The 24,432-nt window shown below is 44.1% G+C and carries 20 protein-coding genes and 3 tRNA genes; 22 read left to right on the top strand and 1 reads right to left on the bottom strand.

Translation table 11 applies throughout. The features are described from left to right. Nucleotides 1-18: 18 nt before the first annotated feature. The 20 genes from RG608_RS06010 (at nucleotide 19) to purH (ending at nucleotide 19,319) form a co-directional block, all read left to right on the top strand. Nucleotides 19-89 (top strand) — tRNA-Gly (locus RG608_RS06010). Between the two features lie 33 nt (nucleotides 90-122). Continuing rightward, a tRNA-Ile gene (locus RG608_RS06005) sits at nucleotides 123-196 on the top strand. A gap of 9 nt (nucleotides 197-205) precedes the next feature. Next, nucleotides 206-293 (top strand) — tRNA-Ser (locus RG608_RS06000). A gap of 73 nt (nucleotides 294-366) precedes the next feature. Next, nucleotides 367-1,182 (top strand): rod shape-determining protein MreC, encoded by an 816-nt coding sequence (gene mreC / locus RG608_RS05995; protein WP_268687837.1) that lies wholly within the window; start codon nucleotides 367-369, stop codon nucleotides 1,180-1,182. 1 nt (nucleotide 1,183) lies between these two features. Then, nucleotides 1,184-1,684 carry a rod shape-determining protein MreD gene (gene mreD / locus RG608_RS05990; RefSeq protein ID WP_268687838.1) on the top strand — a complete coding sequence of 167 codons (501 nt, stop codon included), beginning with the start codon at nucleotides 1,184-1,186 and terminating at the stop codon, nucleotides 1,682-1,684. A 96-nt stretch (nucleotides 1,685-1,780) separates the two neighbouring features. Further along, the gene (pcsB, locus tag RG608_RS05985) at nucleotides 1,781-2,995 is read left to right on the top strand and encodes a peptidoglycan hydrolase PcsB (RefSeq protein ID WP_268687839.1); all 1,215 of its coding nucleotides are present in this window, start codon (nucleotides 1,781-1,783) and stop codon (nucleotides 2,993-2,995) included. 124 nt (nucleotides 2,996-3,119) lie between these two features. Continuing rightward, complete coding sequence (locus RG608_RS05980) at nucleotides 3,120-4,085, top strand: ribose-phosphate diphosphokinase (protein ID WP_268687840.1); 966 nt, start codon at nucleotides 3,120-3,122, stop codon at nucleotides 4,083-4,085. A 310-nt stretch (nucleotides 4,086-4,395) separates the two neighbouring features. Then, a complete protein-coding gene (locus RG608_RS05975; protein WP_268687841.1) occupies nucleotides 4,396-4,965 on the top strand; it encodes a hypothetical protein in 570 nt (189 codons plus the stop codon). 94 nt (nucleotides 4,966-5,059) lie between these two features. Further along, entirely contained in the window at nucleotides 5,060-5,905 is an 846-nt protein-coding gene (gene srtB / locus RG608_RS05970) for a class B sortase, LPKTxAVK-specific (protein WP_308946703.1), read from the top strand. Nucleotides 5,906-6,084: 179 nt separating this feature from the next. Beyond that, the gene (locus RG608_RS05965; protein WP_268687843.1) at nucleotides 6,085-7,257 is read left to right on the top strand and encodes a pyridoxal phosphate-dependent aminotransferase; all 1,173 of its coding nucleotides are present in this window, start codon (nucleotides 6,085-6,087) and stop codon (nucleotides 7,255-7,257) included. Next, nucleotides 7,250-8,023, top strand: a complete 774-nt coding sequence (recO, locus tag RG608_RS05960; RefSeq protein WP_268687844.1) for a DNA repair protein RecO — start codon at nucleotides 7,250-7,252, stop codon at nucleotides 8,021-8,023. Before RG608_RS05965 ends, recO begins: the two co-directional genes overlap by 8 nt. A gap of 5 nt (nucleotides 8,024-8,028) precedes the next feature. Then, on the top strand, nucleotides 8,029-9,027 hold the full coding sequence (gene plsX, locus RG608_RS05955; RefSeq protein ID WP_268687845.1) for a phosphate acyltransferase PlsX: 999 nt from the start codon (nucleotides 8,029-8,031) through the stop codon (nucleotides 9,025-9,027). Nucleotides 9,028-9,029: 2 nt separating this feature from the next. After that, a complete protein-coding gene (locus RG608_RS05950) occupies nucleotides 9,030-9,278 on the top strand; it encodes an acyl carrier protein (protein ID WP_268687846.1) in 249 nt (82 codons plus the stop codon). A gap of 152 nt (nucleotides 9,279-9,430) precedes the next feature. Further along, complete coding sequence (purC, locus tag RG608_RS05945) at nucleotides 9,431-10,138, top strand: phosphoribosylaminoimidazolesuccinocarboxamide synthase (RefSeq protein ID WP_268687847.1); 708 nt, start codon at nucleotides 9,431-9,433, stop codon at nucleotides 10,136-10,138. A gap of 19 nt (nucleotides 10,139-10,157) precedes the next feature. Further along, nucleotides 10,158-13,892, top strand: coding sequence for a phosphoribosylformylglycinamidine synthase (locus RG608_RS05940; RefSeq protein ID WP_268687848.1), 3,735 nt, complete (start codon nucleotides 10,158-10,160; stop codon nucleotides 13,890-13,892). A 97-nt stretch (nucleotides 13,893-13,989) separates the two neighbouring features. Continuing rightward, nucleotides 13,990-15,429 (top strand): amidophosphoribosyltransferase, encoded by a 1,440-nt coding sequence (purF, locus tag RG608_RS05935; protein WP_308946702.1) that lies wholly within the window; start codon nucleotides 13,990-13,992, stop codon nucleotides 15,427-15,429. A gap of 59 nt (nucleotides 15,430-15,488) precedes the next feature. Further along, nucleotides 15,489-16,511 carry a phosphoribosylformylglycinamidine cyclo-ligase gene (gene purM, locus RG608_RS05930; RefSeq protein ID WP_268687849.1) on the top strand — a complete coding sequence of 341 codons (1,023 nt, stop codon included), beginning with the start codon at nucleotides 15,489-15,491 and terminating at the stop codon, nucleotides 16,509-16,511. Then, nucleotides 16,508-17,059 carry a phosphoribosylglycinamide formyltransferase gene (purN, locus tag RG608_RS05925; RefSeq protein ID WP_268687850.1) on the top strand — a complete coding sequence of 184 codons (552 nt, stop codon included), beginning with the start codon at nucleotides 16,508-16,510 and terminating at the stop codon, nucleotides 17,057-17,059. The genes purM and purN overlap by 4 nt, the downstream gene beginning before the upstream one ends. Nucleotides 17,060-17,071: 12 nt before the next feature. After that, nucleotides 17,072-17,779 (top strand): hypothetical protein, encoded by a 708-nt coding sequence (locus RG608_RS05920; RefSeq protein ID WP_268687851.1) that lies wholly within the window; start codon nucleotides 17,072-17,074, stop codon nucleotides 17,777-17,779. Beyond that, complete coding sequence (purH, locus tag RG608_RS05915) at nucleotides 17,772-19,319, top strand: bifunctional phosphoribosylaminoimidazolecarboxamide formyltransferase/IMP cyclohydrolase (protein ID WP_268687852.1); 1,548 nt, start codon at nucleotides 17,772-17,774, stop codon at nucleotides 19,317-19,319. The genes RG608_RS05920 and purH overlap by 8 nt, the downstream gene beginning before the upstream one ends. Nucleotides 19,320-19,456: 137 nt before the next feature. On the opposite strand, the gene RG608_RS05910 is transcribed toward purH, so the two are convergent. Next, nucleotides 19,457-21,412, bottom strand: a complete 1,956-nt coding sequence (locus RG608_RS05910) for a GBS Bsp-like repeat-containing protein (protein ID WP_268687853.1) — start codon at nucleotides 21,410-21,412, stop codon at nucleotides 19,457-19,459. Nucleotides 21,413-21,732: 320 nt separating this feature from the next. Here RG608_RS05910 and purD point away from each other — a divergent pair, with 320 nt between their 5' ends. Continuing rightward, entirely contained in the window at nucleotides 21,733-22,992 is a 1,260-nt protein-coding gene (purD, locus tag RG608_RS05905) for a phosphoribosylamine--glycine ligase (protein WP_268687854.1), read from the top strand. 59 nt (nucleotides 22,993-23,051) lie between these two features. Beyond that, the gene (locus tag RG608_RS05900; protein WP_268687855.1) at nucleotides 23,052-24,233 is read left to right on the top strand and encodes an ATP-grasp domain-containing protein; all 1,182 of its coding nucleotides are present in this window, start codon (nucleotides 23,052-23,054) and stop codon (nucleotides 24,231-24,233) included. Nucleotides 24,234-24,432: the final 199 nt, after the last annotated feature.

The raw sequence follows: 24,432 nt of genomic DNA, 5'->3' as shown, positions 1-24,432 counted from the left end.
CATCATCGTATTGGAAATGCGGGTGTAGTTTAGTGGTAAAACTACAGCCTTCCAAGCTGTTGTCGCGAGTTCGATTCTCGTCACCCGCTTTGAACGAAAGTTCATACCAAGTTTTCGAACTTGGGCGCGTAGCTCAGGTGGTTAGAGCGCACGCCTGATAAGCGTGAGGTCGGTGGTTCGAGTCCACTCGTGCCCATTAAATATTGGAGAATTACTCAAGAGGCTGAAGAGGACGGTTTGCTAAATCGTTAGGTCGGGTAACCGGCGCGGGGGTTCGAATCCCCCATTCTCCGTATGAATAAGGAGTTTAGCATTTGCTATCTCCTTTTCTTATACTTTCTTGTCCTGTTTAGTGAGGTTTTTCTGATGAATCGATTTAAAAAGTCTAAGTTTCTGATTTCTTTTTTTGTATTAGTTGTTGCAATGACGATACTCATCTTATCTACCTCTTCTAGTTGGTTTGTATCAACTACTTCAAATATTATTTCATTGGTAGATAGACTTGTCAGCTCTCCTTTTACTTTTGTAGCTGATAAAAAAGAAGAAATATCAGATTTGATGTCTACTTACAGAGAGAATCAGCTGCTCAAGAAAAATCTTTATGAGGTTGAGGAAAAGGCTGGGAAGGCAGATTCCTTAGAAGATGAGAATGAGCAGTTGCGACAACTTCTGGAATTTAAAGAGGCCGATAAAAATCAAATACAAATTGCCAGCGAAGTGATTGCCCGTACGCCAGCATCCTGGAAAAATGAGCTGACTATTGACAAGGGGACATCTGATAATGTGACTGATGCTATGCTAGTAGTCGCTAATGGTGGTCTTGTCGGAAGTGTTTCTGAAACTAGTAGTCAGTCTAGCTTAGTATCTCTACTGACTAACGAGGAAAACTCAACTAAAATTTCTGTTAGAATTCAAACTAAGTCTGGTCCAGTTTATGGGATTATTACTGGTTATGATGAAAAAAACTCTGCTTATATCATCAGTCAGTTAAATAGTGCTGAAGATATAAAAGAGGGAGATGAGGTGGCAACCAGTGGCTTGGGTGCTTATAATGCAGAAAATATTCCTGTCGGTAAGGTGCTTTCCGTGTCTGAGGCTAAGGATCAGTTAAACAAGATTGTCCTGGTTAAGCCGGCTGCTGATTTGTCGGATATCCGTGCTGTAATGTTGGTAGGAAACTGATATGAGAAATATTAAAGAACATTTTTTGACTCCTATTATTTTATTTTTTGTTTTACTGATTGATGGGCAGGTTTCGACTTTTCTGGCTAATATTCTGCCTTTACAATGGCATTTAGTCGGTCATTTTATCTTTATTTTCATGCTTTTTGTGTCCATCAACCTCTCTAGAAACTACAATATTCTCTTGTTTTGCTGTCTGGGGCTGATTTACGATGTTTACTATTTTCATACCATCGGTATTGCTCTTATTCTTTTTCCTCTTTTAAGTCTCTTGGTTTGTCAGTCTAGTTCGACTATGCTTTTAAATAAATTTACTCGCTTTTTGTCTGTTTTGATTCTTATATTTTTATTTGAATTAACTAGTTTTGCTTTTGCAGTATTTTTGAATCTTTCTAGTCTGAATTTACAAGATTTTGTCCTTAGCAGTCTAGTACCGACTATACTCCTCAATAGCTTGATATTCCTCATTTTTCAGCCTATTTTCGAAAAAATATATTTATGATAAACAAGAAATAAAAATGTAACAAATGCGTAACATATGATACGGTATTTTCTGGTATACTAGATAATGTCTTATAAGAAGGAGTGTATTATTTTTATGAAGAAAAAACTACTCACATCAATTTTATTGAGTACAGTTATCCTTTCACAAGGAGCTGCACTTGTGAGCGTTAAAGCGGAGACAACTGATGAAAAGATTGCTGCACAAGACAGCAAGATTAATAGTTTGACAGAGCAACAACAATCAGCTCAGGCACAAGTCAACGAGATTCAAGGCCAAGTATCTGCTATTCAAAAGCAACAAGAAGAGCTTAAAGCAGAAAACGAAAAATTGTCTGCTGAATCTGCAAGACTTTCTGCTGAGATTGATGAACTGTCTAAAAACATCGTAGCTCGTAATGAGTCACTTGCTAATCAAGCGCGCAGTGCCCAAACAAACGGAACTGCTACTAGCTACATCAATACAGTTGTAAATTCTAGCTCTATCACAGAAGCTATCTCTCGTGTAGCAGCTATGAGCGAAATCGTTTCAGCAAATAACAAGATGCTGGAACAACAAAAGAAAGATAAAGAAGCAATTGCTGAAAAGCAAGTTGCGAATAACGAAGCTATCAATACTGTTATTGCCAACCAAGAAAAGTTAGCTGATGATGAACAAACTTTGGCAACAAAACAAGCTGAACTGAAAGCAGCTCAGGCAAGTCTTGCAGCTGAAAAAGCGACTGCTGAAAATGAAAAGAATTCTCTTCTTGAACAGAAAGCAGCAGCTGAAAAAGCAGCAGCTGAAGCAGCAGCTCGTGAAGCAGCTTATAAAGCAGAACAAGAAGCACAACGTCAAGCAGTTGAAGCTTCAGGTAACACTACTCTGCAAGCTCAGGTCCAAGCAGTTGTTAATTCACCTTCATCTTCTGAAGCACCAGCTGCGGCAGCACCTGCAGTGACTCAATCTGTTGCCCGTGCAAATAGACCAGTTTATAGCTCATCTGCCTCTTCTTATCCAGTAGGTCAATGTACTTGGGGTGCTAAGACATTAGCTCCTTGGGCTGGCGATTACTGGGGTAATGGTGGACAATGGTCAGCAAGCGCAGCAGCAGCAGGCTTCCGTGTTGGTTCACAGCCAGAAGTTGGCGCAATTGCATGTTGGACTGACGGTGGATACGGACACGTTGCAGTAGTAACTGCTGTTCAATCTACTACAAGCATCCAAGTATCAGAAGCAAACTACCTTGGACAACAATCAATCGGTAACTACCGTGGATGGTTTAATCCAACAACTGCACAAGGTACAGTTTCATATATCTATCCGAACTAATCAGTAAAAAGCGCCTCTGGCGTTTTTTATTTTTAATTGAAAAATCAACTGAAAAAAGTTACAATGGTAGTTGGGAAAAGTTGTAATTGGACAATGAAAGACGATTTAGAATCTGGAGGGAATCATGTCTTTTTCTGATTTAAAACTCTTTGCTCTTTCTTCTAATCAAGAATTAGCGCAGCGTGTTGCTCAAGAGATTGGATTGCCACTTGGGAAATCAACTGTCCGTCAGTTCTCTGATGGTGAGATTCAAGTGAATATTGAAGAATCTATTCGCGGGAAACACGTCTTTATTTTGCAGTCTACCAGCTCGCCAGTCAATGATAATTTGATGGAAATTTTGATTATGGTAGATGCTTTGAAACGGGCTAGCGCTGAATCAATCAATGTTGTCATGCCTTACTATGGCTATGCTCGACAGGATCGCAAGGCTAGAGCTCGTGAACCAATTACATCTAAATTAGTTGCTAATATGTTGGAAATTGCTGGTGTGGATCGGATGCTGACTATTGACTTGCACGCAGCGCAAATCCAGGGCTTCTTTGACATTCCAGTAGATCACTTGATGGGTGCACCTTTGATTGCTGATTACTTTGAGCGCCGTAATATAACAGGGGGCGACTATGTGGTAGTCAGTCCTGACCATGGTGGTGTGAGTCGGGCCCGTAAGTTAGCAGAGTTTCTGAAAACTCCGATTGCCATTATTGATAAGCGCCGTAGTGTAGACAAGATGAATAGCAGCGAAGTCATGAACATTATCGGTAAGGTGGAAGGAAAAACTTGTATCCTAATTGATGATATGATTGATACAGCGGGAACTATCTGTCATGCAGCTGACGCTCTAGCTGAAGCGGGGGCTGTAGAAGTCTATGCTAGCTGTACGCATCCAGTCTTGTCTGGTCCGGCTATGGATAATATCCAAAAGTCGGCGATTAAAAAATTGGTTGTGTTGGATACGATTTATCTACCTCAAGAGCGTTTGATTGATAAGATTGATCAGATTTCCATTGCGCATCTTTTAGGGGAAGCTATTGTTCGTATTCATGAGAAACGGCCTCTGTCACCCTTATTTGAAATAGGGAAAAAATAATCTGATATATATGGCTGGGAAGTTTGATTCCTAGCTTCTTTTTATTTCATTCCTACTTTTTTAAAAAGAATCTAACATCAACTTTGGAAGAATAGTCAAACTACTTGATGTTTCAAATATAAATAAATGACCATTTAAATAGTTGGTAAATTGACAATTTGTCTCATCCCTTGGTATTCTTTGATTTTAGAAATTTTTATGTAGTAAAATTCTTGACTTTTTTTTAGAGTTCGAACTATACTTAATAGTAGGTAATATTAGGTAACGGGGAGTTACAATTATTTTTGAAAAGTAAAGAGGAGATGAGATAATGAAAAAGGTTTTACTTTCAAGTGCTGTAGCCCTTTCTCTTTTTGCGGCTGCTGCACCAGTATTTGCTGAGGGTACAGGCAGTCTTTGGGTTAATGACATTGATAATAATGAAGTTCCCCAAGGGAGTACGGACGCAGAATCCGGCAAAATTATGGATGAACTGCAGGCCTATAGAGACGCACAATCAGCTCTGGATCAGCAAGTTGCTGAAGCTAAGAAAGCACCAGTTGGCAAGAGTGCAGTGATGGAGGATCAAGCTGGTAACAAAGTTCTTGTTATTGGTGAAGGAGAGTCGGCTAATGCGGAACAGTCTTCAGAGGCACCGTCTACCACAGATCCATCTACACCGGCTTATTCGGCAGCACCTTACTCCACAGCCTCTTCATCAGTTCCGACTTTTCCGGTACCGTCTCAATCTTCGGCGGCATCCTCTTCAGCAGCAGGTAAAAAGAGGACTAAAAAATCAGAAAATAAAGCAAAAAAAGCTCCGGAAGTAAAAGAAGAGAACAAGGAAAATGAGGAAAACTCTGAAGACAAGTCACTTCCTAAAACAAGTGCAGTCAAATAATTTTGTCTTTAATTTGTGCTAACGCCTAAATATCACTGAGCCTTCGTTCGGTGATATTTTTTATCAAAAATGAAAAATAAAGGATTTTTAAATTATGCAAGAAAAAGATAGGAGTCAAGCTTCGAATAAGAAACAGATCCTTGTTGTTGGCATCTGCCTCCTACTGGTTTTTCTGGTTATTTTTTCTGTTTTTTATGCTTTCCGTTCTTCAGGAACAGCCAGTAAGCCTCGAGTTTCGCCTCCCAGCAGGATTGAATCGTCAAGCTCTTCTACAGCATATTCTAGTCAGACAGAAAAGGATTATTTAACCGAGCGTTTTGCTAAACTGAAGGCTGTGAATTCAGAAACAATAGGCTATGTCTATGCTCCTGGTACGCAACTGGATGAGCCAGTGGTGCAAACGAAAGATAATGCGACTTATCTGCTAAAGACTTTTGAAGGAAAGCAAGAACCCTATATGGGTGCGGTCTTCATGGATAAAGATAATCATAAAGATTTCAGCGATCGTCTGACTTGGCTTTTCGGGCATGCTCGGGGCAGCAAGGCAGGAGATCATCGCATGTTTAATGATGTCAACTACTATGATCGTCAGGATTATTTTGACAAACATAGGTATGTCGTGATTGAGACTCCTGAGCGGAAGTATTATTATCAAGCTATGGGACTGGTCATCGTGCCGGAAGAGACAGCTTTTTATAGGACGGAGTTTAAGGATGATGAGGACTTTACAACTCAGCTTAGAAATATCTATGAGGCCGCTCGGACAAAGGATCCAGAAATGAAGATTAAGGCGAGCGACCGGTATTTGGTTCTTTCAACCTGCCGTGAGGAAGATGACACGATTCGTTCTAACCTTTATTTGCGGCAAATTCCTGATTCGGAACTGCCAGATTTTCTGGCCAAGCATGGCAAGGAATTGACCTATACTCCGACTCGTTGATTGGCCGGTTACATGAGATGTGGCTATATCCATTATCTGCCAGAGAAGAATTTTAAGGAAAGGAAAAAAGGGACTGAGTGCAAGCTTAGTCCTTTTTCTGCATAAGAAATCATGTAATAGCTTTTGCTATGCTTCTGCATTTATAGTATAATAGTTCTATTGAGCGGCTGGAGGTATGTATGGATTTAAGTAAGAAATTTAATAAAAACTTAGGAAAAATAGAAATTTCGCTGATTCGTCAGTTTGACCAATCAATTTCTGCTATTCCGGGAGTTCTTCGGCTAACCTTAGGGGAGCCGGACTTTACAACACCGGATCATATCAAAGAAGCGGCCAAGGCGGCTATTGATGCTAATCAAAGTCACTACACTGGTATGAGCGGTCTCTTGGAGCTGCGTCAGGCGGCTAGCAGCTTTGTGAAAGAAAAGTACAATCTGAACTATCGCCCAGAAGATGAGGTCTTAGTCACTATCGGGGCAACAGAGGCCTTGTCGGCTACGCTGACAGCCATTCTAGAAGAAGGCGACAAGGTCTTGCTGCCAGCTCCTGCTTATCCAGGCTATGAGCCCATTGTCAATCTAGTGGGGGCGGAGATTGTCGAGATTGACACAACGGCCAATAACTTTGTCCTCACTCCAGAGATGCTGGAAGCAGCTATTTTAGAACAGGGCGAGCAACTAAAAGCAGTCATTCTCAATTATCCAGCCAATCCAACCGGCGTGACTTATTCGCGGGAGCAGATAAAAGCTCTAGCTGATGTCCTAGGAAAATACCAAGTCTTTGTGGTCTGTGATGAGGTCTATTCTGAACTGACCTATACGGAGCAGGGGCATGTCTCCATTGCGGAGTATCTGCCAGGCCAAACCATTGTCATCAACGGCCTGTCTAAGTCTCATGCCATGACTGGCTGGCGGTTGGGCTTTATCTTTGCTCCAGCAGTTTTCACTGCTCAGCTGATTAAGAGCCATCAGTATCTCGTAACAGCGGCCAATACCATGGCTCAGTTTGCTGGCATTGAAGCCCTGACAGTTGGGAAAGATGATGCGGAACCAATGAAATCTGAGTATATCCAGCGTCGCGATTATATCATAGAGAAAATGGCAGAGCTAGGCTTTAAGATCATCAAACCAGATGGGGCTTTTTATATTTTTGCTAAGATACCAGATGGTTATAATCAAGATTCTTTCGCCTTTCTGCAGGATTTTGCTGAGAAGAAGGCTGTGGCCTTTATCCCGGGAGCGGCTTTTGGTCAATACGGGGAAGGCTATATCCGCCTGTCCTACGCGGCTAGTATGGAGACGATTCGAGAAGCTCTGAAACGCCTCAAGGACTACATGGAGGACTATGCTTAAATCTCTAACAAGTCAAGGTCTAGTTCTCTATAACCGCAATTTCCGTGAGGATGATAAGCTGGTCAAGATTTTTACGGAACAGGCTGGCAAGCGTATGTTTTTCGTCAAGCATGCTGGTAAATCCAAGCTAGCACCCGTCATTCAGCCTTTGACTGCAGCGAACTTGCTAATGAAAATCAATGATGATGGCCTTAGCTATATCGAGGACTATCAGGATGTCGTCACCTACCATCAGATCAATGAGGACTTGTTCATCATGTCTTATGCCAGTTATGTGGCAGCCTTGGCAGATGCCAGTCTTCAGGACAATCAGCCAGATCCGGCTCTCTTTGCCTTTCTGCAGAAAACCCTGGAGCTGATGAATAATGGTCTGGACTATGAAGTGCTGACCAATATCTTTGAGATTCAGATTTTGTCACGTTTTGGAGTTTCACTGAACTTCCATGACTGTGCCTTTTGTCATCGGACGGGTCTGCCTTTTGACTTCTCTTTCAAATATAGCGGAGTCCTTTGCCCTGATCATTACCATCAAGATGAACGACGCTGCCATCTCAATCCCAATCTTCCTTTTCTGCTGGACCAATTTCAGGCGGTCCGTTTTAGCGAATTGGAGACCATTTCTTTGAAGCCAGATATTAAAAAGCAGCTGCGGGATTTTATCGACCTGCTCTATGATGAATATGTCGGCATCCATCTCAAATCCAAAAAATTTATAGATTCTCTGGGGGACTGGGGAAGCATTTTAAAAGATAAGAACGAGGAATAAATCGAATGAAAAGAATAGCTGTTGATGCTATGGGCGGAGATAATGCCCCTCGGGCTCTGGTCGAAGGAGCCAATCGAGCGGTACAGGAGTTTGCGGATATTGAAATTCTCCTTTATGGCGATGAGGCGAAAATTAAGCCTTATCTGACTGCTGGTGAGCGGATCCGCATTATCCACACGGAGGAAAAGATTGACTCGGACGACGAGCCAACCAAGGCCATCCGTCAGAAGAAAGAGGCTAGTATGGTGCTGGCAGCCAAGGCTGTGAAAGCAGGGGAAGCAGATGCCATGCTGTCTGCTGGAAATACTGGAGCGCTTTTGGCGGCAGGTTTCTTTATCGTGGGGCGTATCAAGAACATTGACCGACCGGGTCTCTTATCTACTATGCCAACGGTTGGCGGTCAGGGATTTGATATGCTGGATTTGGGAGCTAATGCTGAAAACACAGCCCATCATTTACACCAGTATGCGACTTTGGGTTCTTTCTATGCTGAAAATGTCAGAGGAATCAAGAAGCCGAGGGTGGGTCTCTTGAATAACGGAACAGAAAGCAGCAAGGGCGACCCTCTGCGCAAGGAAGCCTACGAGCTTTTAGCTGGGGATTCAACACTTAACTTTATCGGCAATGTGGAAGCGCGTGATTTGATGGATGATGTAGCGGATGTTGTCGTTGCAGATGGCTTTACTGGTAATGCTGTTCTGAAATCAATCGAAGGAACTGCTATCAGTATCATGGGTCAGCTGAAGAAGTCTATTTTAGGCGGTGGTTTTAAGGCTAAATTGGGAGCTTGGCTGCTCAAGGATAGCCTGCGAGGGCTCAAGAATAGTCTGGACTATTCTAGTGCAGGCGGTGCAGTTCTATTCGGCTTGAAAGCGCCTGTTGTCAAAACGCATGGCTCTAGCGATGCTAAGGCTGTTTATAGCACGATTCGTCAGATTCGGACCATGCTGGAAACGGATGTTGTTGGTAAATCGGTTATTGAATTTTCAGATGCAAAGGAGTAACTATGAGCGAAAAAGAAATTTATGCAAAAATTGTCGAAATCATTCAAGAACATGACAGCAGTAAGCTGCATGTCACTCCAGAACTGAGCTTGAAAGAAGGACTGGGAGTGGACTCTGTTGATTTGATGGAATTTATCATCAATCTGGAAGAAGCTTTTGATATTGAGATTCCTGATGAGGATATGGATAACTTCAAAACAATTTCCGATGTGGTGGCTTATATCCATGAGAAACTGAAGAAGCAACATTAAAAATAAAGATCGGTATATGCCGGTCTTTTTTCGTATCTTGGAAAGGAAACGATTTCTTCAGATGGATACAGAAAGTTTATACGGAATTTCTTGTAAAATGCATTTAAAGATGATAGAATGAGGGTATAAAACCACGAAAGGCGAATATTAAAATGTCTAATAAGTTGTTATATTCGGGAAAAGCTAAGGATATTTTCTCTACAGATGATGAGCAAGTCATTCTGGCACGCTACAAGGACCAGGCAACGGCCTTTAATGGAGTCAAGAAGGAGCAGATTGCTGGTAAAGGAGTGCTCAACAACCAGATTTCATCTTTTATTTTTGAGAAACTCAATGCAGCTGGTGTGGCGACGCATTTCATTAAGAAGGTTTCGGATACGGACCAGTTAAATAAAAAAGTAGAGATTATTCCTTTGGAAGTGGTGCTGCGCAACTACACAGCGGGTTCTTTTTCCAAACGTTTTGGAGTAGAAGAGGGCATCGCGCTTGAAACGCCGATTGTGGAATTTTACTATAAAAATGATGATTTGGACGATCCTTTCATCAATGACGAGCATGTGAAATTCTTGAAGATTGCCAGTGACGAAGAGATTGCCTTTTTGAAAGAGGAGACTCGTCGGATCAATGAGCTCTTGTCAGACTGGTTCCGCCAAATCGGACTGAAATTGATTGATTTCAAGTTAGAATTTGGCTTTGACAAAGATGGCAAGATTATTCTGGCAGATGAATTTTCACCAGACAATTGCCGTCTCTGGGATGCGGAAGGCCATCACATGGACAAGGACGTTTTCCGGCGTGGCCTTGGTGAACTGACAGATGTCTATCAGGTTGTTTGGGAAAAATTGCAGGCGATTAAGTAAGGACAGGGTGTGAAAAATCATGGACAAGCGTATTTTTGTAGAGAAGAAGAGCAACTTCGGTGTGAAGTCACAGAGCTTGGTGAGAGAGCTGACGCATAATCTTCAGTTGAAAACATTGTCAGATCTTCGGATGATTCAAGTTTATGATGTCTTTCATCTGGCAGAAGACTTGGTTTCTCGTGCTGAAAAGCATATTTTCTCCGAGCAGGTGACTGATAGATTGCTGGCGGAAGAGGAAGTAGAGGCTGCACTTGCAGAGACAGCGTTTTTTGCCATCGAAGCGCTGCCGGGTCAGTTTGACCAGCGGGCAGCCAGCTCTCAGGAGGCCCTCTTTTTGCTCGGTGCTGGGACAGATGTTCTGGTGAGAACCGCTCAGCTTTATTTGGTCAATAAAGACATCTCAGACAGCGAGTTGGCAGCAATCAAGAAATACTTGCTGAATCCAGTTGATTCACGCTTTAAAGATATTGAGCAACCAATCCAGCTGGAGCAATTCTCCGAGTCAGATAAGACCATTCCGGTTCTGGACTTCTTTAAGGACTATACGGAAGCGGACTTTAAAGCCTACAAGCAGGAGCATGGTCTGGCTATGGAAGTAGCAGATTTGCTCTTTATTCAAGACTATTTCAAGTCGATTGGCCGTTTCCCGACAGAGACCGAGCTTAAGGTTTTAGATACTTACTGGTCCGACCACTGTCGACATACGACCTTTGAGACGGAGTTGAAGAAGATTGATTTTTCTGCTTCTAAATTTGAAAAGCAACTGCAGGCCACTTATGATAAATACTTGGCTATGCGCGATGAGCTAGGACGTGGTGACAAACCGCAGACCCTCATGGATATGGCGACTATTTTTGGTCGCTATGAGCGAGCTAATGGCCGTCTGGATGACATGGAAGTGTCTGATGAGATCAATGCCTGCTCAGTAGAGATTGAAGTGGATGTGGATGGCGTCAAAGAGCCTTGGCTGCTGATGTTTAAAAATGAAACCCACAACCACCCAACAGAAATTGAGCCCTTTGGTGGGGCTGCGACCTGTATCGGCGGAGCTATTCGTGATCCGCTTTCTGGCCGTTCTTATGTTTATCAGGCTATGCGGATTTCAGGTGCGGGCGATATTACTCAGCCGATTGCTGAAACGCGGGCTGGCAAGCTCCCTCAGCAGGTCATTTCAAAAACTGCAGCGCATGGCTATTCTTCTTACGGGAATCAAATTGGTCTAGCAACGACCTATGTCCGTGAGTATTTCCATCCAGGCTTTGTAGCCAAGCGGATGGAGCTGGGTGCGGTTGTCGGTGCGGCTCCTAAGGAAAATGTTGTCCGTGAAAAACCAGCAGCAGGTGATGTGGTCATCTTGCTGGGAGGCAAGACGGGTCGTGATGGTGTCGGCGGTGCCACTGGATCATCCAAGGTGCAGACAGCGAAGTCTGTGGAGACGGCTGGCGCGGAAGTACAAAAAGGAAATGCTATTGAGGAGCGCAAGATTCAGCGCCTTTTCCGCGATGGCAATGTAACTCGCTTCATTAAGAAATCCAATGACTTTGGGGCCGGCGGTGTCTGTGTGGCTATTGGTGAATTGGCAGACGGGCTGGAAATTGACCTTGACAAGGTACCGCTCAAATACCAAGGACTTAATGGAACAGAAATCGCGATTTCTGAGTCGCAGGAGCGGATGGCAGTAGTGGTCCGCCCAGAAGATGTCGAACAATTTATCGCTGCAGCAGCTAAGGAAAATCTGCTGGCAGTCGTTGTGGCCAAAGTGACAGAAAAGCCAAATCTGGTCATGCACTGGAACGGGGAAACCATCGTCGATATAGAGCGGAGTTTTCTGGACACCAATGGTGTGCGCGTGGTTGTGGATGCCAAGGTTGTGGATGCCCAAGCAGCATTGCCAGGGCAAGCTGTGACTTCTGAAGCGACTTTGGAGCAGAACCTTAAGAACTTGCTCAGCGACCTCAATCATACCAGTCAAAAGGGGCTGCAGACAATCTTTGACAGCTCTGTTGGTCGCTCTACTGTCAATCATCCTATCGGCGGGCGCTACCAAATTACGCCGACTGAGGCTTCTGTGCAGAAACTGCCAGTGGAGCACGGCAAGACTGAGACAGTATCTGTGATGGCACAGGGCTACAATCCTTATGTGGCAGCTTGGTCACCTTATCATGGCGCAGCTTATGCAGTGATTGAAGCGACAGCTCGCTTGGTTGCTGCTGGTTCGGACTGGGCCAAGGCTCGCTTCTCTTATCAGGAATATTTCGAGCGGATGGACAAGCAGGCTGAGCGTTTTGGACAGCCAGTTTCTGCTCTGCTTGGTTCGATTGAAGCACAGATTCAGCTCGGTTTGCCGTCTATTGGTGGCAAGGATTCTATGAGCGGAACCTTTGAAGAATTGACCGTACCGCCGACCTTGGTAGCTTTTGGAGTGACAACTTCTACTGCTGGGCGCATTCTGTCTCCAGAGTTTAAGGCGGCAGGCGAGTCTATCTACTATCTGCCAGGACAGGTCCTATCTCAGGATATTGACTTTGACTTAATCAAGAATAATTTTGAAAATTTTGCGGATATTCAGGTCAAGTATCAGATTACAGCCGCCGCCGCTGTCAAATACGGTGGTCTAGCAGAGAGTCTGGCCTTAATGAGCTTTGGTAATCGCATTGGTGCTCAAGTGGATGTTGCTGACTTGCCTTCCATTTTGCAGGCGCAGCTGGGTGGATTTGTCTTTACCAGTCCTGAGCAGGATATTCCAGGTGCAGTGAAGATCGGTCAGACCAAGCCGGACTTTACCCTGATTGTCAATGGTGTCCAGCTTGAGGGAGCAGAGCTTTTGGCAAGCTTTGAAGGCCGACTAGAACCGATCTATCCGACAGAATTTAAACAAGAAACAGTTATTGAAGAAGTGCCGGCTCTTGTTGCTGATACAGTTATCAAAGTCAAAGAGACAGTAGCGGAGCCGCTGGTTTACATTCCAGTCTTCCCTGGGACCAACTCAGAATACGACTCAGCCAAAGCCTTTGAAGCAGCAGGAGCCAAGGTCAATCTAGTTCCCTTTGTCACTTTGGATGAAGCAGCCATTGTCAAGTCCGTTGACAGTATGGTTGACAACATTGACAAGGCAAATATCATCTTCTTTGCAGGCGGCTTCTCTGCTGCAGATGAGCCAGATGGTTCAGCTAAGTTTATCGTCAATATCCTTCTCAACGAGAAGGTCAAGAAAGCCATTGATACTTTCATCGCTCGCGGCGGTCTCATCATTGGTATCTGTAATGGCTTCCAGGCCCTAGTTAAATCTGGTCTTCTTCCTTATGGAAACTTTGAAGAAGCAGGTGCTAGCAGCCCAACTCTCTTTTACAATGATGCCAACCAGCACGTGGCCAAGATGGTGGAGACTCGCATTGCCAATACCAACTCGCCTTGGCTAGCTGGTGTGCAAGTGGGAGATATCCATGCCATTCCGGTTTCTCATGGTGAAGGGAAATTTGTCGTGACGGCTGAGGAATTTGCTGAGCTGCGCGATAATGGTCAGATTTGGAGTCAGTATGTGGATTTTGATGGTCAGCCAAGCATGGACAGTAAGTATAATCCAAACGGCTCTCTCTACGCTATTGAAGGGATTATGAGCAAGAACGGTCAAATCATCGGGAAGATGGGCCACTCAGAACGTTATGAAGACGGCCTTTTCCAAAATATTCCAGGTCAGAAAGACCAGAAATTGTTTGAAAGCGCCGTTCGTTATTTCCAAGCGAGTCATGAATAAAGTTGGCTTGCAAGAGCAAGCAATCAAAAAAGAGTCTGCTTGGCCTGAAAGGCCAGGTTTTCTCCCTTTTACAAGACAAAAGAATTTAGGTAAAACAATGACATACGAAGTAAAGTCACTGAATGAAGAGTGCGGTATTTTTGGAATCTGGGGCCATCCACAGGCAGCTCAAGTCACCTATTTCGGACTCCATAGTCTGCAGCACCGCGGTCAGGAAGGAGCAGGCATCCTGTCAAACGACCATGGAAAGCTCAAACGCCACCGAGATTTGGGATTGGTTGCAGAGGTTTTTAGAAACCCAGCAGATTTGGACAATCTGACAGGAGAAGCAGCTATCGGCCATGTCCGCTATGCGACGTCTGGCGGGGCCTCCACCAACAATGTCCAGCCTTTCTTCTTCAGTTTCTATGATATGCAGATGGGCTTGGCGCATAATGGTAATCTGACCAATGCCCACTCACTGAGACGGGAGTTGGAAAAGAAGGGTTCCATCTTTGCCAGCTCTTCTGATACGGAAATTCTCATGCACTTGATTCGCCACAGCAAGCAGGAAAATTTCTTAGACAAACTCAAGGAAACCTTGAGACGAGTTCAGGGTGGCTTTGCCTATCTCATCATGAGAGAGGACAAGCTCTACGCTGCGCTGGATCCTAATGGCTTTCGTCCTTTGTCCATCGGCCGCATGAAAAATGGGGCCTGGGTCGTTTCCAGTGAAACCTGTGCTTTTGAAGTGGTGGGTGCCGAATGGGTTCGCGACCTTGAGCCAGGGGAAATCGTGATTATCGATGATGAAGGCGTGACCTATGACAGCTATACAACAGATACCCAGCTGGCTATTTGCTCAATGGAATATGTCTATTTTGCTCGGCCGGATAGCGTCATTCACGGGGTCAATGTCCATGCAGCCCGCAAACGAATGGGTCGCAGGCTGGCTCAGGAATTCCAACATGAGGCAGATATCGTTGTAGGTGTGCCTAATTCTTCCTTGTCAGCGGCCTCTGGTTTTTCCGAAGAGTCTGGCCTGCCAAATGAAATGGGTCTGATTAAAAATCAATACATCCAACGGACTTTTATCCAACCGACACAGGAGTTGCGAGAGCAAGGAGTTCGTATGAAATTATCTGCTGTTTCCAGTATTGTCAAGGGCAAGCGCGTGGTCATGGTGGATGACTCTATCGTGCGGGGAACAACCAGCCGACGTATCGTCCAGATCCTACGAGATGCAGGTGCAGCTGAAGTCCATGTGGCTATCGGCAGTCCAGAACTAAAATATCCATGTTTCTACGGCATTGATATTCAGAATCGACGCGAGCTCATCTCGGCCAATCATACGGTTGATGAGGTCTGTGAGATTATCGGGGCAGATAGTCTGACCTACCTGTCGCTGGAAGGCCTCATTGAATCAGTTGGTATTGAGACGGATGCTCCGAATGGCGGGCTTTGTGTGGCTTACTTTGATGGTCAGTACCCAACTCCGCTCTATGACTATGAAGAGCGCTATCTGGAAAGCCTGAAGGAAAAGACGAGTTTTTATTAAAACAAGGTCAGCGGTTCTTGTCGCAATCTTTTTCAAAAATAAGAGTAAGGAAGAAAATTATGACAAATAAAAATTCATACGCTCAATCCGGTGTGGATGTTGAAGCAGGTTATGAAGTAGTTGAGCGAATCAAAAAGCATGTGGCACGTACAGAGCGGGCTGGCGTCATGGGGGCGCTGGGTGGCTTTGGCGGCATGTTTGACCTGTCTCAGACTGGGGTCAAGGAGCCGGTGCTGATTTCTGGTACGGATGGGGTCGGAACCAAGCTCATGCTGGCCATTCAGTATGACAAGCACGATACCATTGGGCAGGACTGTGTAGCTATGTGTGTCAATGACATCATCGCTGCAGGTGCGGAGCCCCTTTACTTTCTGGACTATATTGCCACTGGGAAAAATGAGCCAGCAAAACTGGAGCAAGTTGTTGCCGGTGTGGCTGAAGGCTGCGTCCAGTCTGGAGCTGCCTTGATTGGCGGCGAAACCGCTGAAATGCCTGGCATGTACGGTGAAGATGATTATGACTTAGCTGGTTTTGCTGTCGGGGTTGCTGAGAAGTCAGAGATTATTGACGGCTCTAAAGTCGTAGAGGGAGATGTCCTTCTGGGGCTGGCTTCCAGTGGTATTCACTCAAATGGTTATTCGCTTGTCCGTCGTGTTTTTGCGGACTACACTGGTGAAGAAGTCTTACCAGAATTGGAAGGTAAAAAACTCAAAGATGTCCTGCTTGAGCCGACTCGTATCTATGTCAAGGCTTTGCTGCCGCTGATTAAGGAAAAGCTGGTTCATGGGATTGCCCATATTACGGGTGGCGGTTTTATCGAAAATGTGCCCCGCATGTTTGCCGATGACTTAGCTGCTGAGATTGAGGAAGATAAGATTCCGGTGTTACCAATTTTCAAAGCACTTGAGAAATATGGTCAAATCAAACACCAAGAAATGTTTGAAATCTTCAATATGGGGCTAGGGATAATTTTGGCCGTAGCTCCTGAAAATGTGGATCGTGTTAAAGAGCTTCTTGACGAGCCTGTTTATGAAGTCGGCCGGATTGTCAAAAAAGAAAATGAAAGTGTCCTTATCAAATGAAAAAAATTGCCGTTTTTGCTTCGGGTAATGGATCAAATTTCCAAGTGATTGCTGAGCAGTTTCCTGTTGAATTTGTCTTTTCAGACCATCGCGATACCTATGTGCTCAAGCGGGCGGATAAGCTAGGTGTCAAAAGCTATGCCTTTGAGCTTAGAGAGTTTGACAGTAAGGCATCTTACGAGCAAGCCATTGTAGACCTGCTTGATGAACACAAGATTGACTTGGTTTGCCTAGCAGGCTATATGAAAATTGTCGGGCCAACCTTGCTTAGTGCTTATGAAGGCCGTATCATCAATATCCACCCAGCCTATCTGCCCGAATTTCCAGGAGCTCATGGCATCGAGGATGCTTGGCAGGCTGGTGTCTCTGAAAGTGGCGTGACCATTCACTGGGTGGATTCGGGTGTCGACACTGGTAAGATTATCCAGCAAGTGCGCGTGCCGCGACTAGCTGATGATACGATTGAAAGTTTTGAAGAGCGTATTCATGATGCGGAGTACAAGCTTTATCCCATAGTACTGGAGAGTTTAGGGGTGGGGAGGAAGTGATAGAGGAATGATATGAATAAAGTAGTTGATGATTTATTAGAAAATGTAAAAGAATTTGAAAAGTTCTTCAATGAATACGAAAAAGAATTTTATCCTAAAGTAGTAAAAGTTAGAAATCAGCTTTTAATCAGCCTAGCTGTATTTATTATCCTAATAGTAATAAGTTATGTGCTTTGGGTAGGTAATTTTGGAAATCTACTTATTAAGATAGTGAGCCTTATTTTTACAGCAATTGCTTTAGGATGCTTTATTTATCTTAGCCGAAAATTTGATGATTTCTCAGATGGGAAGCCTAATAAATTTGAAGAGTTATGTAGAGAAGTGAAAGCTAATTTGATTCACAAGTATGGAGAAAAAGCTAGTGTTACTATAAAACTATTAATTGATGATTTAACAGATAAACAGAATAATCGGATTAAGCGATATGAAAACTTAGTACAATCTGTGAGTGCAATTGGGATGATTCTAGTAACGGCTTTTGTTACCTTGATTTTAAATAAATTTTTTGGTTCAAAAGAAAATAGTATTTCATTTAACATATTCATCGAATTAATTGTAGTTGTGTTTGGAGTAGTTATCCTAATGAAAGCTGTTGATGGTTTTACTAAAAATGTGATTGAGTACCCTATATTTGGAAAAGCATCAAAGGAAATGTATTTAACAGATATTTTGTATAGAGTGAAATATATGGTTTTGGAAAAGGAGAACAATAATGACTAAACGCGCCTTAATCAGTGTCTCAGACAAAACAGGCATTGTAGAATTTGCGAAAGAGCTGAAAGCTCTGGGCTGGGATATCATCTCAACTGGTGGTACCAAGGTGGCCCTAGACAATGAAGGAGTGGGCACCATTGCCATTGATGATGTAACTGGTTTTCCTGAGATGATGGATGGCCGTGTCAAGACCCTCCATCCAAACATTCACGGTGGGCTCCTCGCGCGTCGGGATTTAGATAGCCACCTGCAAGCGGCCAAGGATAATCAGATTGAGCTCATTGACCTGGTCGTGGTCAACCTCTATCCTTTTAAGGAAACCATTCTCAAGCCAGGTGTAGAGTATGCGGATGCGGTGGAAAATATTGACATCGGTGGACCCTCTATGCTGCGCTCTGCGGCTAAAAATCATGCCAGCGTGACGGTTGTCGTAGATCCGGCTGATTATGCTCTTGTTCTGGAAGAGTTGGCAGCAAATGGCCAAACGACCTATGAAACGCGTCAACGCTTAGCAGCTAAGGTTTTCCGTCACACGGCTGCTTATGATGCTTTAATTGCAGACTATTTCACAGCTCAGGTGGGCGAAAGTAAGCCTGAAAAGCTGACCTTGACTTATGAACTTAAGCAGCCCATGCGCTACGGGGAAAATCCCCAGCAGGAAGCTGATTTCTATCAGACTGCTTTGCCACTGGACTATTCCATCGCTTCCGCCAAGCAGCTGAATGGAAAAGAGTTGTCTTTTAACAACATTCGTGATGCGGATGCGGCCATTCGGATTATTCGAGATTTCAAGGATCGGCCAACTGTTGTGGCGCTAAAACATATGAATCCTTGTGGCATTGGTCAGGCGGACGATATTGAGACTGCCTGGGACTATGCTTATGAGTCTGATCCGGTTTCTATTTTTGGTGGGATTGTCGTCCTCAACCGTCAGGTGGATGCTGCGACAGCTGAGAAGATGCACGGTGTTTTTCTGGAAATCATCATCGCACCGAGCTACACGGCAGAAGCGCTAGCGATTTTGACCAATAAAAAGAAAAATCTGCGGATTTTGGAGTTGGCTTTTGATGCTCAGGCAGCTTCTGGAGCTGAGAAGGAAGTGACTGGTGTTCTTGGCGGTCTTCTTGTGCAAAATCAAGATGTTATCGAGGAAAAACCAGCTGATTGGCAGGTCGTGACTAAGCGCCAGCCGAGTGAGCAGGAGCGCGTGGCTTTGGAATTTGCCTGGAAGTCCGTCAAATATGTCAAATCCAACGGTATCATCATTACTAATGACCGTCAGGTGCTGGGAGTCGGTCCTGGTCAGACTAACCGTGTGGCTTCTGTCAAGATTGCTATTGAGCAAGCCAAAGAACGCCTTGACGGTGCCGCTCTGGCTTCTGACGCTTTCTTCCCCTTTGCGGACAATATCGAAGAAATCGCAGCCGCTGGCATCAAAGCTATCATCCAACCGGGTGGATCTGTCCGTGATGAGGAGTCTATTATCGCAGCTGATAAGCATGGCTTGACTATGATTTTCACCGGTGTACGGCATTTTAGGCATTAAAAACTATAAAAAAATCCTCGGGTCGAGCCGAGGATTTTTGAGTAGTCTTATACTCAATGAAAATCATGAACAAACTAAGCAGGAGTAGTCTGCTCAAAGCACTGGTTTGAAGTGGTTTTGAGGAGTGCGAAAGCGACTTATTTAGGGTAGATATAGGTCAGGCGGCCCCAGTAGGAAGCAGTTGGGTCAAACCAGCCACGGAAGTTGCTGATGTACTGCTTGCCAAGGTAGTTAGACTCTTGGATCTGGATGCGGGTATTGGATTCGACATGAGTCACGACACCGACGTGGCCGTAGCCGCCGTCATCCCAGCAGGCGATGGCGCCAACCTCAGGCCTACTGCCGGTACGGAATCCAGCTCTTCTGGCACTAGCCGCCCATTGACCGCCGTTGCCCCAGTAATTTCCTGCCCAAGGAGCTAGAGCCTTGGCACCCCAAGTGCATTGGCCGACAGGATAAGTTGTCGCATTAGCAGCGGCATAGTTAGGCTGAATATTAGCTGATTGAACGCTTGATTTCTCAACCTGATAGCTAGTTCCAGTCAGACCAGTCAGTTGTCCCGCTTTTCTACGATAGACATGGGTGTTAAATAGGCCGCTCCCCTTGTGATTTTGAGTATCTACGGTAAACTTGTATGTTCCATTGCCGACCTTATTTGCAGTATACCATTTGATATCATCTTGCCCATTGACTTCTGACCAAGTTGGCAGAACAATATCGCCATCTCCGTACGCGTCTGTCACGGTCACCTCATAGCGATTGGCCTCAGTTTTCCTGACTGCAACCTTGGCTTGAATTTGGTCGGTAGACATTGAGACGGAATCTGCGGCATAGTTGTGTTCGCTACCATCATTGTAAGTGACATAGACATGATTATTATAGGTTCCAGACAAGGCCTGATGATTGCGGATATCAAAGGTTGCGCTGAAGGTTCCGTCTCCGTTAGGTGTTGCCTTATACCATTTAAGATTACTCTGATTGCTAGTGCTCCAAATGGGAACTTGGACAGACTTTATAGGTTTAGATAAAGCTGTTTCAGCGATTTTTACAGTATAGGTTCCTTGTTTGGGATTGATATTTTCTACAGTATAAAGCGGCTTTTGCTCCTCTTCAGAAGGCAATTTTCCACTATCAATTTGTACAGTAGTCCCTGAGAGACCTGTTAAGTCAGACTTAACATAACTTTCACCGTAAAGGTGGATATTGTAAGTCCCAGTGTCGTAGTTATGCTTTCTGAGTTCCACCCGAGCGCTGTAGCTGCCATCTGGATTTTTGCTTGCTTCGTACCATTGTAGATCATCTTGCCCTTTCTTATCAGACCAAGTAGGAAGAACAATTCGATGCATGGTGTCAGGTACGTTTTTGACAGTTATTTCCATGATACCGGTCTGAGGGAAGCTGGTTTCAACAGTAGGATGAGGTTTTTCTAAATTGAAAGTGGTTCCGTTTAAGCCAATCATCTTACCATCTTTATTTTCATAAGTATGAATATGATAAGTTCCATAGCCTTTGTGATTTGAAAGTTCAAATTCAGTAATATCTTGTCCTGCATTGTACCATTTGATATCATCTTGTCCATTTTCATCAGACCAAACAGCATGTAAAATATTAGAATTTATTTGGTCTTTATTGCGATTAAAGTGAATTTGAGCGGTTTTCCCTAGGATATTAGAAGTGACATTAACGGCTGGTTTGTTGAGAGTAAAGGTCGTTCCATTCAGTCCAATTAATTTTCCATAGAGATCAATATAGGTATGAACATGAAAGGTTCCGTAACCTGGATGGTTACTCAGGTCAATGTCAGTGTTAGTAGTAGTTGTTGACGGTGCTTCATACCATTTGATATCATCCTGTCCGTTCTCATCAGACCAAACAGCGTGGAGAATACGATGAGGTTCTTGAGCTTGAGAACGGGTATAGCTAATAGAGGCTGTACGATCGTTCACAGTCACATCGACATTGCTGGCACGATCAGTAGGGCCTAGAATTTTGACTTCAGATTCAGGCGTTTCGGTCGCATGAACTGTTGAGTGGCTCGCAAAGAGACCTAGGACAGTTCCGGATAATAAAAACAGTTTTTGATATTTCTTCATAAAACTCCTTTGTGAGAATGGTTTTGGATGGGCCCACCTGTATTATTCGGAAAACTTGTTTGAAAATGATAGTAAATTTGACAAGTCCTGAATATTTTTTGTCTAAAATGGGTACAAACCACTCAAAAAGGAGAAGGCTGAAGCCAACAATAATTACGGCAATCATATGGAAGAGATATTCTTTTTCTCATTAGAATGGAATAAAACGAACGATTGTGATATAATTTAGATAAATAATTCGTAAAAATGCGATATTTTTACGTGATGTGTTAGTTTGGTGCGTAAGCGCCTGTGATATTGGATATTGAGGTATCTTAGCTATGAAGCTTTTGGTTGTTGGTTCAGGCGGTCGTGAGCATGCGATTGCCAAGAAATTGTTGGAGTCTCGGGATGTGGAGCAGGTCTTTGTCGCTCCTGGAAATGATGGAATGACCTTGGATGGGTTGGATTTGGTGAATATTGGAATTTCCGAACATTCCAAACTGATAAAATTTGCCAAGGAGAATGATATTGCTTGGTCTTTTATCGGTCCGGATGATGCCCTGGCAGCTGGAATTGTAGATGATTTTAACCAAGCTGGGCTCAAGGCTTTTGGTCCATCTCGTTTAGCAGCGGAGCTGGAGTGGTCCAAGGATTTTGCCAAGGAAATCATGGTCAAATACGGCGTTCCGACAGCAGCCTATGGCACATTTTCCGACTTTGAGGAAGCCAAATCCTACATCGAAAAGCAGGGAGCACCTATCGTGGTCAAGGCAGACGGCTTGGCTCTGGGCAAGGGCGTGGTCGTAGCGGAGACCGTAGAGCAGGCAGTCGAAGCAGCTCACGATATGCTCTTGGATAATAAATTTGGTGACTCGGGTGCGCGCGTGGTTATCGAAGAGTTCCTGGACGGCGAGGAGTTTTCCCTCTTTGCCTTTGTCAATGGCGATAAGTTTTACATCCTGCCGACGGCCCAGGACCACAAGCGAGCCTACGATGGAGACCAGGGTCCCAATACAGGCGGCATGGGAGCTTATGCGCCAGTGCCTCACCTGCCACAAAGCGTGGTGGATCAGTCAGTTGAGACGATTATCAAGCCCGTTCTCAAAGGTATGATAGCTGAGGGCCGACCTTATCTGGGCGTGCTCTACGCTGGGCTGATTCTGACAGCAGATGGCCCTAAGGTTATCGAATTCAACTCGCGCTTCGGCGATCCAGAGACCCAGATTATCCTGCCGCGTTTGACATCTGACTTTGCGCAGAACATCACGGACATTTTGGACAAGAAAGAGCCTGCTATCACTTGGTTGGATGAGGGCGTGACCCTTGGCGTGGTTGTCGCTTCAGAGGGCTACCCGCTGGACTATGAGAAAGGCCTGCCTCTGCCAGAGAAGACAGACGGTGACATCATCACCTACTATGCTGGGGCTAAGTTTGCGGAAAATAGCAGAGCGCTGCTGTCGAATGGCGGCCGAGTATACATGCTGGTCACCACAGCTGATACCGTCTCAGCTGCGCAGAAAAAAATCTACGAGCAACTAAAAAAACAAGACACAACAGGCCTCTTCTACCGAACAGATATCGGAAGCAAGGCTTTGTAAATCAAATGTATTAAACTTTGAGCCGTGAGGCTTGAATATAGAATTCTGGTGTTTGAAAAATGAAAAACAGACTGCTATTTTTAGAAGGTTCTAGCTTAACTTCAAGAGAGACTCTAACAGTATTGCTAAAAGAGAGCTACAAAGTTGATGTCCTGTCTCCTGATAAGTTTTCTATTGCAACATTCAGTCGACTCACTCATAGAATTCCGACAGTTGATATAAATCGTTTTCCTTTAGATTACTTGAAACAAGTTAATCAGCTGCTTCATCAAAAAAATTATGCAGCTATTTTGCCGACACATGAGGAAGGCTGGTTATTGGCAAATGGGGGAAATTTTTTACCAACTCGTTTGCCAGTAGCGCTTGCTGATAAAGAACAAATTGAAAAGCTGGCTGGGAAGATTGCGTTTGCTGAAATTTCGGATCAGTTAAATCTGCCAATTCCTAAATGGGAGCGTGTGGAAAATTTAGAATCTGTTTCTCTTCCTTATCCTTATTGTCTAAAGGCAGACTATGGTACTGCCGGTCGTTTGGTTTATAAAATCACAAGTAAGGAAGATTTGGCGAGAGCTGCGGACGTTTTATTAGCCAATGATGAAAAATGGATGGTTCAGCAAGACATAGTCGGAGATTATGGTCAGGTTCAAGCAGTATTTCATCATGGTCAGTTACTTGCAGTTCATTCTAGTGTTAAAGTGGGTTCTGGTGCCGGTGGTTCAGCTGCTGCTAGATTAAGTATAGAATCTGAGAAAACGAGAGAGCATGTCGAAAAATTAGGTCAATTTTTACAATGGCATGGTGCTTTAACTTTAGATTTTATACGTACCGACGGTCATTTTTATTACATAGAATGCAATCCTAGAATGGTTGAACCTGCTAATGCCTACAAAGCAGGAGTTAACTTCCCAAAAATCATGATAGAGTTAGCCAATGGCTGCTATTTCAAATCTGATGTTAGTGTTGGGCAAGCAGGGGTAGGGACGCATAGCCTGATGGCTTTGCTTATCGGCACTGCTGAAAGAACCAAGAGCAGAAAAAAGATATTGCAGACAATAGGGCAGTGGCTTTTTAAAAGTGACAGCGAGGAGGTTTTAACTCCAGTTTGGAAAGATTTCCTAAGTTTTATCCCTCTTGCCACTATTACAATCCGATTATTGATAAATCCTAAAAGTGTCACAAAACTGGTCAATAATACTGTTAAAGATTACAGTGTGGAAGCAGCCACCCTAAAAAATATTTGAGTAAAAGATTCCATTTATTCAAAGGGTAAAGGAACATTCCCTTAGTTTACTTATTCTTTTCTAAGGGATTTTCGCAAATAACAAAAAATGCTATAACATAAAAATGAAAGGAATTGAACACGGGACTAAATCCCTAGGAAAAATGATAAAACTGCCTAGACGTAACCGTCGTTGTTAGTTTTCCTATTTTTCTACGGGA

It is taken from the genome of Streptococcus sp. IsoGale022 (assembly GCF_031142805.1).
Classification (GTDB): domain Bacteria; phylum Bacillota; class Bacilli; order Lactobacillales; family Streptococcaceae; genus Streptococcus; species Streptococcus sanguinis_A.
This window is presented reverse-complemented; position numbering and strand designations above follow the sequence as displayed.

Bases quoted from the DNA above. Each gene is read 5' to 3' on its own strand.
- mreC (WP_268687837.1), top strand. From the start codon at position 367: ATGAATCGATTTAAAAAGTCTAAGTTTCTGATTTCTTTTTTTGTATTA.
- pcsB (WP_268687839.1), top strand. From the start codon at position 1,781: ATGAAGAAAAAACTACTCACATCAATTTTATTGAGTACAGTTATCCTT.
- purF (WP_308946702.1), top strand. From the start codon at position 13,990: ATGACATACGAAGTAAAGTCACTGAATGAAGAGTGCGGTATTTTTGGA.
- RG608_RS05975 (WP_268687841.1), top strand. From the start codon at position 4,396: ATGAAAAAGGTTTTACTTTCAAGTGCTGTAGCCCTTTCTCTTTTTGCG.
- RG608_RS05900 (WP_268687855.1), top strand. From the start codon at position 23,052: ATGAAAAACAGACTGCTATTTTTAGAAGGTTCTAGCTTAACTTCAAGA.
- RG608_RS05910 (WP_268687853.1), bottom strand. From the start codon at position 21,412: ATGAAGAAATATCAAAAACTGTTTTTATTATCCGGAACTGTCCTAGGT.
- plsX (WP_268687845.1), top strand. From the start codon at position 8,029: ATGAAAAGAATAGCTGTTGATGCTATGGGCGGAGATAATGCCCCTCGG.
- purH (WP_268687852.1), top strand. From the start codon at position 17,772: ATGACTAAACGCGCCTTAATCAGTGTCTCAGACAAAACAGGCATTGTA.
- recO (WP_268687844.1), top strand. From the start codon at position 7,250: ATGCTTAAATCTCTAACAAGTCAAGGTCTAGTTCTCTATAACCGCAAT.
- RG608_RS05965 (WP_268687843.1), top strand. From the start codon at position 6,085: ATGGATTTAAGTAAGAAATTTAATAAAAACTTAGGAAAAATAGAAATT.
- purC (WP_268687847.1), top strand. From the start codon at position 9,431: ATGTCTAATAAGTTGTTATATTCGGGAAAAGCTAAGGATATTTTCTCT.
- purD (WP_268687854.1), top strand. From the start codon at position 21,733: ATGAAGCTTTTGGTTGTTGGTTCAGGCGGTCGTGAGCATGCGATTGCC.
- purN (WP_268687850.1), top strand. From the start codon at position 16,508: ATGAAAAAAATTGCCGTTTTTGCTTCGGGTAATGGATCAAATTTCCAA.
- mreD (WP_268687838.1), top strand. From the start codon at position 1,184: ATGAGAAATATTAAAGAACATTTTTTGACTCCTATTATTTTATTTTTT.
- purM (WP_268687849.1), top strand. From the start codon at position 15,489: ATGACAAATAAAAATTCATACGCTCAATCCGGTGTGGATGTTGAAGCA.
- RG608_RS05950 (WP_268687846.1), top strand. From the start codon at position 9,030: ATGAGCGAAAAAGAAATTTATGCAAAAATTGTCGAAATCATTCAAGAA.
- RG608_RS05920 (WP_268687851.1), top strand. From the start codon at position 17,072: ATGAATAAAGTAGTTGATGATTTATTAGAAAATGTAAAAGAATTTGAA.
- RG608_RS05940 (WP_268687848.1), top strand. From the start codon at position 10,158: ATGGACAAGCGTATTTTTGTAGAGAAGAAGAGCAACTTCGGTGTGAAG.
- srtB (WP_308946703.1), top strand. From the start codon at position 5,060: ATGCAAGAAAAAGATAGGAGTCAAGCTTCGAATAAGAAACAGATCCTT.
- RG608_RS05980 (WP_268687840.1), top strand. From the start codon at position 3,120: ATGTCTTTTTCTGATTTAAAACTCTTTGCTCTTTCTTCTAATCAAGAA.